Below are 6,259 nucleotides of genomic sequence, written 5' to 3'. Positions count from 1 at the left end.
GGCCGGAGCGTCGTCGGCGGGGAGCCGGTCGGCGCGGTCAGCGGGGCCGGCGCGCGTGGACGGCCAGGGCCGGCGCGACGAGCTTGGCGGTCCCGCCGGCGAGCGGCTCCGGCAGCCGGTCGGTCGGGAACCAGCCGAGCGCCTCCGACTCGTCGCTGACCTGCTCGACCGCGTCCGGCGGGGCGAAGACCGCGAACCGGACGTCGTGGTGCAGCGAACCGCCCTGGCAGCGCACCGGGTGGATGTCCACGTCGATCGGTACGGGGTCGATGACCAGCCCGGGAATGCCGGACTCCTCGGTGGCCTCGCGTAGCGCCGCCCCGGCCAGCGTCGCGTCGCCCGGTTCGCAGTGCCCGCCCAACTGCACCCAGCGGTGCAGCTTTCCGTGCAGGCAGAGCAGCACCCGCTCCCCGGCGGCGTCGAGGATCAGCGCGCTGGCGGTGAGGTGACCCGGCAGGTGGTGACGGGTCAGCGCGACCGGGCCGTCGGCGAGCAGGTCGAGGGTGCGGTCCCGGGCCCCGGCGGCGGCCGGCCCGGTCGGCGTCCACCCGGTCAGCACCGCCACCGCGTCCGCGTGCAGCGGCGCGTTCCCGCCGGCACCGCCCGGCCCGGCGGGGTGGGGTGGGGTGGTCGCGGCGGCCGGGGGAGGGGCGGGGAATGCGTCGGGCATTCCGACACTCTACGAGCGCGCGCTCCGTACCCTGGCGCGGTGAGCCTGAGACTTCTGGAGTTCGTGGTCGCCGGCAACGAGGCCAGCGATCTGTTGCCGGTCCACTCCCGGTCCCTGCTGCGGGCGCACGACGCCGTACGTGGCTTCTGGACGGTGCTCGACGAGGGGCCGGTGGAACACTGCCTGGCCCTGCTGCTGGAACGTACCGACGGCGAGTGGGTCGCCCACCACGTGCCGGCCGACGCCGGAGCCGAGAACGGCCGCACCGAGGACGGTGAGGCGCTGGCCGCCCACGACGGCTGGGTGTACGTCTTCGGGTCGCACTTCGGCTCCAAGGCCGGCCCGCTGCGCCCCCGCCGGGCGTTCGTGGCCCGCTTCCGCGAGGACGACGCGGCCACGGGGACGCTGCCGGTGCAGGTGGTCCGCAACCGGTTCCGGGTGCACCGGGCGGTCAACGACGCACTGGTGAAGGCGGCGTTCACCCCGTTGCCGCCGGGTGACCGGGTGCGCCGGCGGTTCATCGGGGAGACGGTGGCCCGGGGCACCGCACGGGCCAAGTCCTGGGTACGCCGGCTGGCCGACGACGACCTGCCGCTGAACGTGGAGGCGGCGGCGTTCACCCCGGAGGGGACGGTGCTGCTGGGGCTGCGCTTCCCGGTGACCGTGGACGGGGAACCGGTCCTGGTGGAGCTGGCCGGGGTGCCGGAGATGTTCACCCCGGGCGGCGGCTGGCCGCGTGCCGGTCGGGCGTACGTGCTGACCGGGGTGACCCCGCCCGGTGCGCTTGTCGGCTTCCGCGCGGTCACCCCGACCGCCGACGGCGGGTACGCGGCGGTGGTCGGCTCGATCGACGCGCTGGGCAAGGGATCGGTGCTGCTGGACGACCACCCCACGGGCGGCGAGGTCACCTCGCGGCACGTCCGGTTCCGCTGGGAGCCGACCGACGACGGCCGGATCGCCGGCGAGGTGGTGGCCGAGCTGGCGCCGTTCCGGCATGTCGAGGGGGTGGCCGAGAGGGACGGACGCCGCTTCTACGTGACCGACGAGGACCACCGGGTGGCGCTCTGGATCGGCTGACCCCACCCGCTACAGGGGCGGTGGGGCCCGGGTGACACCTCTGCGGAACCAGGGCCGCAGACCCTCGTAGTGCCTCCCGGGCGCCACCTTTCGCGGGCCCCGGCCCGCCCGACCGGCAGCGGGAAGAACCCCGCGTGTCGTACCGGGCAGTAGGAGCATGCCAACCGGCGGGACGGGCGTCGAGGTCTTTCAGTCCACGCTTAAAAGTGGAGATAAATGCCGCCCGGTACAGTTCAGTGGGTCGGCGGGCCTCCCCCTGCCCCGCCCCAGGAGCGCTCCATGCTGACCATCCACTTCTCCCGGGAGGACATCCTCCGGACCCGGGTCGCCCCCGCCGCCGACCCGGTCTGGGAGCTGGTCCTCAGCCTGCACCTGCTCCAGGGGCGGACCCGCGACCCGCTGATGGCGCGCTGGCGTCAGGGGGTCGCCGCCGGGTTGCGCCGGGACACCGCCGCCGACCAGTTCCGGCTGCTGTTCGCGCTGAACCCGCCCCGGGGCTACTTCCCCGACTTCCTCACCCCCTACCAGAGCCTCGACGGTTTCGAGGCGGGCCTGGACGCCGTCCGGTCCACCCCGACCGAGCTGCTGCGCCGCGACCTGAACCTGCTGGCCGAGGCGAACCCGCTGCCGTCGTCGGCCGCCGCGCTGGCCCGGGGTGAGCCGGAGGTGCTACGCCACCTGACCGAGTCGATGACGCAGTACCGGTCGGTGGCGATCGACCCGTACTGGGGGCGGATCAGGGCCGCCGTGGAGGCCGACCGCGCGGTCCGGGCCCGGGCGTTGCTCGACGGTGGCGCGGAGGGGCTGCTGGCGAGCCTGCGGCCGGGCATGCGCTGGGACTCCGGCGTACTCCAGGTCGTGGACTATCCGAATCGGCGGGAGTTGCACCTGGACGGCCGGGGGCTGCTGCTGGTGCCGTCGTTCTTCTGCGCGCGTACCCCGGTCGCGCTGCTCGATCCGGCGCTGCCGCCGGTGCTGGTCTACCCGGCCGACCGGCTCGGCGGGTTGGACCCGCCACCGGGGGAGGGCGGCCGGCCCGCCGGGGACGGCGGCCGGGAGGCGCTGGCGGCGCTGCTGGGCCGCACCCGGGCGGCGGTGCTCGAAGCCAGCGACGACGGCGCGACCACCGGCGAGGTGGCCCGCCGGCTGCACATCTCGGCCGCTGCGGCCAGCCAGCACACCGCCGTGCTACGCAACGCCGGGCTGCTGGTCAGCCGGCGGGACCGCAACACGGTCCTGCACACCCTGACCCCCCTCGGCCGGGCCATGCTCGACGCCTGAGCCCGCCGGCCGGGCGGCCGGGCGGCCCAATGGTGCGGAAGTTGCGGTATCCCGTAGAGCGGATACCGCAACTTCGGCGATCGCGTGTCGATCACCGCCGGGCCATCGGCCGCCGGCCCGGTCGGTCAGAGGGCCAGGCAGGCGCTGGCGATGCTGCCGGTCGGCGGCGGCAGCAGGGTGGACGGCACGCCCTCGGCGGCCAGCGCGATCCGCAGCCGGTGCAGGTCGGCACCGAAGCGCACCAGGTCGGGCTGGTCGACCGGGGTGGGTGCCGCGCCGAGCACCAGCCCGGTCGCCCCGGCCGGCCAGCCGTCGACGGTCGCCGCGAGACCGTCGCGTACCTCGTCGTCGGTGACATGGGTGAAGGTGGTGCCGGGGGCGACCACCTCGGCCACCGCGGCGATCGCCCGGTCGACGGCCCCCGGGTCGACCGGTGCCTCGCCGGGGCCGTCGGCAAGCGTCGCGGCGGCGCGCAGCCCGGCCGCCATCGCCTCGGCGGTGCCGAGCGAGAACAGGTCCAGTGCGCTCTCCCGCACCAGGGCGGCGGCTCCGACGCCGTCGTCGACCAGCCGGACCGCCGCCGGCCCGGCACCGTCGGCGGGCGGGGACGGTTCCGGCAGGTAGCCGCGCACCACCGCCACCGGCACCTGGTCGCACTTGCCCTTGATCAGTTCGCCCGCGCCGGCCAGTTCGTCGACCACCGCCATCTGGGTCAGTTGCAGCTCGTTGCCGTACGGGTCGACCTCGCCCCGGTGGTCCCGGATGGCGGCCATCCCGGCGACCCCGAGCGCCACGTCGGTCAGCCCGTTGCGCCAGGGCCGGCCCATCGTGTCGCTGATGATCACCGCGACGTCGATCCGGTAGCGGTCCCGCAGGGCGGCGCGCAGCGCGCGGGCCGACGCGTCCGGGTCGACCGGGAGCAGCACCAGCCGGGTCTTGTCGACGTTCGACGCGTCGATCCCGGCGGAGGCCATCACGAAGCCGTGGTGGGTCTGCACGATCCGGGTCTGTCCCCGGGTCGCCACCACCCGGGCGGTCTCGGCGGCCAGCACCTCGTCCCGGGCGGCGAGCCGTTCCGGCCCGTCGGCCGGCACGTCCACCAGCCGGCCCTCCGCCTTCGACACGATCTTGCTGGTGACCACCAGCACGTCGCCGTCGCGCAGCCACGGCGCGGCCGTGCCGATCAGCACCGCCAGGTCGTCGCCCTCGGTCACGTCGCCGATGCCCGGCACCGGCAGGATCTCCAGTCTCACACCAGCTCCAGCGCGGCCCGGACCATCGCCGTGGTAGCCGCCTCGTCGGTCATCCGCAGCGGGACCGCGCGGACGGTCACCCCGGGCACCGTCACCCCGTCGTCCTCGGGCGCGACCAGCCAGCCGTCGAGCAGGCCGCCCTCGCTGCGCCCGCCGTAGAGCCGGCCCACCCCGGCCGCGCTGCACTCGACGTCGAGGACCTCCAGGCAGCGGTCGGCCATCCCGCGTACCGGCGCGCCGCCGATGATCGGGGACACCCCGACGACCGGGGCGGGGCCGGTGGCGACGGCGTCACGCAGCCCGGGGACCGCCAGCACCGGCGCGATGCTCACCACCGGGTTGCTCGGCGCGACCAGCACCACGTCGGCGGCGGCCAGCGCCTCGGTCACCCCGGGGGCCGGCTTGGCGCTGTCCGCGCCGACGAAGACGAACCGGTCGGTGGGCACGCCCGCCCGGTACCGGACCCACCACTCCTGGAAGTGGATGGCCCGCCGGTCGCCGTCCAGGTCGACCACCGCGTGCGTCTCCAGCCGGTCGTCGGTGGCCGGCAGCAGCCGTACGCCGGGCTGCCAGCGGGCGGCCAGCGCCTCGGTGACCTGCGACAGCGGATACCCCGCGTTGATCATGGTGGTGCGCACCAGGTGGGTGGCGACGTCCTTGTCACCGAGGTTGAACCAGCCGGGCTCGGCACCGTACGCCGCCAGCTCCTGCCGGATGGTCCAGCTCTCGCCGACCCGCCCCCACCCGCGTTCCGGGTCGGCGCCACCACCCAGGGTGTACAGGACGCTGTCCAGGTCGGGGCAGACCTTGAGGCCGTGCAGGTAGAGGTCGTCGCCGACGTTGACCACGGCGGTCACCTCGGCGCCCACCTCACGGGCGTACGCCCGGACGCCGAGCAGGAATCGGGCACCCCCGATTCCGCCGGTCAGAACCACGATGCGCATGTCGTCCATCCTCCCGTACGGGACGTGTCCCGCCGCCGGGCGGCCCGGGAGACTAGGCTCACGTCGGCCTCTGTCCGTTTCGCCCCGAGGGAGAGTTCGTGACCAGCCCCGCCGAGCCCGCGTCGCACGACGCGTCGCAGGCCCGCCAGATCACCGCACCCCTGCGCGAACTCGCCGCGCTCGTCCTGCTCGGCGCGAACGCCGTGCTGCTCTTCGTCGGGTTCGTCCGGCTGCTCGTGCCGACGTCGGACTACAGCACCTTCTCGGGGCGGGCGGGGAGCGAGTTCTTCGCCTTCGTCGGCGTCGAGTCGACGGTGCTGCCGCTGCTGGCCGTGCTGCTGGTCACCCACCTCGCGCCGGTGTCCGGCCGGGCCCGGCAGTTCACCCAGCTCGCCATCGGCGAGTACGCCTTCGCCGCCCTGTTCGGCGTGTTGACCTTCCTGATCTGGCTGGTCGGCCGGCTGGCCGAGGCGGAGGTGCTGGACGCCCTGCTCGGCATGCTGACCCGGGCCGCCTGGTTCGCGCTGTTCGGGGTGGCCGCCTTCGTGGTCTACCGGATCTGGCGCACCCTCTACCACGTGCCGAAGCCGAAGCCGCAGCCCGGCGTCTACGGGCAGCCGCAGCCCGGCTGGCCGCAGCAGCAGGGCGGCTACCCGGGCGCCGGCTACCCGGGTCAGCCCGGTGCCGGGCAGTACGGCCAGCCCGGCTTCGCCCCGCCGCCGCAGTCCGCCCCGCCGTTCGGCACCCCGCAGTCCGCCCCGCCGTTCGGTGGCCCGCAGCCGGGCCCGTCGTTCGGTGCGCCGCAGTCCGGGCCGCCGGTGGTCCCGCCGTTCGGGCAGCCCCCGTCGGCCGACCCGACCCAGGCGATCCCGCGGCAGCCGGGCGAGCCGGCCACCGGTCCGGCGGACACCGACGGCGACCGCACCCGGACCTTCCGCAACGACGACCCGAACACCCCGCACTGAGCAACCCGGCCGGGTCGGTCGACGCGCCGCGGCGCGCTGTGCCGACCCGGCCGGCACAGCGCCGGGCGG

At 75.4% G+C, this 6,259-nt stretch carries 6 protein-coding genes; 3 read left to right on the top strand and 3 right to left on the bottom strand.

The window, feature by feature from the left end; all coding sequences use genetic code 11:
* Positions 1 to 37: 37 nt before the first annotated feature.
* Positions 38 to 670, bottom strand: coding sequence for an NUDIX hydrolase (locus H1A17_RS24090; RefSeq protein ID WP_145917988.1), 633 nt, complete (start codon positions 668 to 670; stop codon positions 38 to 40).
* 39 nt (positions 671 to 709) lie between these two features.
* Between H1A17_RS24090 and H1A17_RS24085 the strand changes: the two genes are divergently transcribed.
* Positions 710 to 1,747, top strand: coding sequence for a DUF4185 domain-containing protein (locus H1A17_RS24085; RefSeq protein WP_145917989.1), 1,038 nt, complete (start codon positions 710 to 712; stop codon positions 1,745 to 1,747).
* 279 nt (positions 1,748 to 2,026) lie between these two features.
* Positions 2,027 to 3,028: a helix-turn-helix transcriptional regulator gene (locus H1A17_RS24080; RefSeq protein WP_194822954.1), complete on the top strand. Its 1,002-nt coding sequence runs from the start codon at positions 2,027 to 2,029 to the stop codon at positions 3,026 to 3,028.
* 125 nt (positions 3,029 to 3,153) lie between these two features.
* Here the strand turns inward: H1A17_RS24080 and H1A17_RS24075 are convergent, their stop codons facing one another.
* Both H1A17_RS24075 and cofD read right to left on the bottom strand, forming a co-directional pair.
* Positions 3,154 to 4,281, bottom strand: a complete 1,128-nt coding sequence (locus H1A17_RS24075; protein ID WP_194822953.1) for a coenzyme F420-0:L-glutamate ligase — start codon at positions 4,279 to 4,281, stop codon at positions 3,154 to 3,156.
* Positions 4,278 to 5,225: a 2-phospho-L-lactate transferase gene (cofD, locus tag H1A17_RS24070; RefSeq protein WP_194822952.1), complete on the bottom strand. Its 948-nt coding sequence runs from the start codon at positions 5,223 to 5,225 to the stop codon at positions 4,278 to 4,280. Before cofD ends, H1A17_RS24075 begins: the two co-directional genes overlap by 4 nt.
* 98 nt (positions 5,226 to 5,323) lie before the next feature.
* Between cofD and H1A17_RS24065 the strand changes: the two genes are divergently transcribed.
* Entirely contained in the window at positions 5,324 to 6,190 is an 867-nt protein-coding gene (locus H1A17_RS24065; protein ID WP_194822951.1) for a hypothetical protein, read from the top strand.
* Positions 6,191 to 6,259: the final 69 nt, after the last annotated feature.

Source organism: Micromonospora sp. S-DT3-3-22, from assembly GCF_015354745.1.
In the GTDB taxonomy this organism is placed as follows: Bacteria; Actinomycetota; Actinomycetes; order Mycobacteriales; family Micromonosporaceae; genus Micromonospora; species Micromonospora wenchangensis.
Note: the sequence above shows the minus strand (reverse complement) of the source record. Positions and strands in the feature narration are given on the sequence as shown.